Source organism: Saccharothrix sp. ST-888, assembly GCF_000955975.1.
Taxonomy (GTDB): domain Bacteria; phylum Actinomycetota; class Actinomycetes; order Streptomycetales; family Streptomycetaceae; genus Kitasatospora.
This window is the reverse complement of sequence record NZ_JYJF01000345.1, coordinates 1-534: the sequence shown is the minus strand read 5'-3', so window position 1 is coordinate 534 and position 534 is coordinate 1. Positions and strand designations below refer to the sequence as shown.

1 pseudogene is annotated in these 534 nt (G+C 62.0%); it reads right to left on the bottom strand.

From position 1 onward, the window contains the following. Positions 1–534: pseudogene (locus UK12_RS41905) on the bottom strand (DNA polymerase III subunit alpha); the annotation flags it as partial.

The following is a 534-nucleotide window of genomic DNA, read 5'->3' as shown; positions in this document are numbered from 1 at the left end:
CATCTCCAGCTCGATGCGGTCCAGTACTTCCTGGCTCGGGTTGTCGCCGTAGCGGAGTTGGAGACCGGCTTTGATCTTCTGGCGCAGGTACGACGCTTGGGTCTCGCCCTCGGGTACGTCGAACTGCGGCATCCGGTCGACGTAGGTGAACACCTCGTCGTATGGCTGGACCCGCTCAGCGATGGCGAGCGTGTTGTCGCACGCATCCGGCAGTTCACGAAAGAGGCGGCGCATCTCCTCGGCGGTCTTGATGTAGTAGCCAGACCCGTTGAACCTCAGACGGTTGACTTCGTCCTTGTTCTTGCCCATGCCGACACAGAGCAAGCTGTCATGCGCATCCGCCTGGTCCTCGGTGACGTAGTGCGAGTCGTTGGTGGCCAACAGCGGGATGTTCAGCTGCTTGGCCAGTCGCAGCAGGTCCTGGCGGACGTCGCGCTCGATGTCGATGCCGTGGTCCATCAGCTCCAGGAAGTAGTTCTCCTTGCCGAAGATGTCCTGGTAGGCGCCGGCGGCCTTGACCGCCTCGTCGTACTG